This window comes from Shewanella sp. 11B5, from assembly GCF_002836795.1.
GTDB lineage: Bacteria > Pseudomonadota > Gammaproteobacteria > Enterobacterales > Shewanellaceae > Shewanella > Shewanella frigidimarina.
In genome coordinates, this window is sequence record NZ_PJAP01000031.1 from 1 (window position 1) to 1486 (window position 1486).

Sequence of the window (1486 nt, forward strand, 5' to 3'; positions counted from 1 at the left end):
TGGCAAGCATCACAAAAGCCCAGATAAGTAGCAATTTCCCCACTGTGCCCCAGCTTTGTGCCTGAACTGCTAATCCTGCGACCACCAGACCCAGACCCACGTTGTCGGCTTTGGTCAAAGCATGCAAGCGAGTGTATACATCTGGAAATCGCAATAAGCCCAGAGTGCCTGCTAAGAAGAAGGCGCCCCCAGTGAAGAGTAGGATGCTGGATAGGACATTAATGAGTGTCATGCTTTGTCTCCTTATCGCCCCAGACTCGCCGGACAAAGGTTACCGCGGTTACCGCAGCAAGTAAGGCGAATACTAATGCCACATCATGAAGAGCTGGTTTGTCTGTCGCTTGAGCCAGTAATAACATTACCGCCACTGATGTGGTGCCAAATAACTGTGCCGTTAACATGCGATCAGCTGCCGTGGGGCCGCGTAACACCCTCCACACTCCAACAATGAGGTTCAGTAAAAGGAACAAAGCCAGTGAGACATATAGAGTTTGCATACGGATTTAATCGTCCAATTTAGCTGGCGTTTTAAGGCCTAGTGGTTTGATTGCGTTTAGGAAGCAATTAATCTGATTCAGGATTGATTCCGCAGTACTCCCCATAATAAAGCCATATACATCTAATACATTCCAGCTCTTGCACGCCAACTTCGTTGTTTCCAGCAGGCAAACCCTTTCATAAAATATTTTCATTGCATTTATCTCCTTTTCCATCGTGCAAAGAGATATTGAACATTTTGGCAACTATTTTTTCTAACGTCATTAGTTCCGACAACACATTTTTTCGTGTATCAAGCACATGAACTTTTAAATGGTTTTTCCCCAAATTGACACTCAATGTACCAGGTAGCAGACTGACCGTATTAGCCATAAATACACGGGATATTCCTGGTGGCAGACGTAAGGGGAAATCAATTAGGCCCGGGGCTATGGGAATTTTTGGATTTAATGCGCACCACGCTACATTGGCACCACCACGAAGTGAGTTCCAAATAAAAAAAGGCACGAAGCGTACAGAGTGAATCACCGAGCAGGAAAAAGGAGATACCAGTACCATACTTATCAACGTAGCAACGAGCACTATCGGAGCGCCAACCAACCATGAGTTTACTGACCCCTCAGTAAGCATTACCCACATAAAGGCAAAAGCAACCACACGAAACCATGCTATTCGAAAATGAATATTCATCAAATCGTTCAACCAGCTTTTACTTGATAATCTACTCATCATTTATCCCCTAGAATCATTTCGTTATATAGTGTTATACATCCATATACGGCATCATTATCAGGAGCAACCCTTACTTCTCCTAACCAGCGACAGCAGCCAATCTATGAACTGCTAATTTACTAAATATGCTATGTAAAATGCTCGATTATTCATGGTGGCGCAATTATTTATCGTTCTCCACACAAAGTGTAGATGGTGATCCCGTTTAGTTCGTAGTATTTCTGAATGGGTACAATTGGACTCCACCAAAAGTGAA

At 43.7% G+C, this 1486-nt stretch carries 3 protein-coding genes; all 3 read right to left on the minus strand.

Annotated features, from left to right (window positions below; all coding sequences use genetic code 11):
* Nucleotides 1-232: cation:proton antiporter (locus CXF78_RS00240; RefSeq protein ID WP_102035657.1), on the minus strand; the 232-nt coding region annotated here is incomplete at its 3' end.
* A complete protein-coding gene (locus CXF78_RS00245) occupies nt 219-431 on the minus strand; it encodes an MrpF/PhaF family protein (RefSeq protein WP_244262831.1) in 213 nt (70 codons plus the stop codon). The genes CXF78_RS00240 and CXF78_RS00245, both read right to left, overlap by 14 nt.
* Before the next feature lie 244 nt (nt 432-675).
* Nucleotides 676-1230 carry a Na+/H+ antiporter subunit E gene (locus CXF78_RS00255; protein ID WP_257984778.1) on the minus strand — a complete coding sequence of 185 codons (555 nt, stop codon included), beginning with the start codon at nt 1228-1230 and terminating at the stop codon, nt 676-678.
* Between the last annotated feature and the right edge of the window lie 256 nt (nt 1231-1486).

Excerpts from the sequence above, each read along its gene's own strand:
- CXF78_RS00255 (WP_257984778.1), bottom strand. The coding sequence starts at position 1,230 with ATGATGAGTAGATTATCAAGTAAAAGCTGGTTGAACGATTTGATGAAT.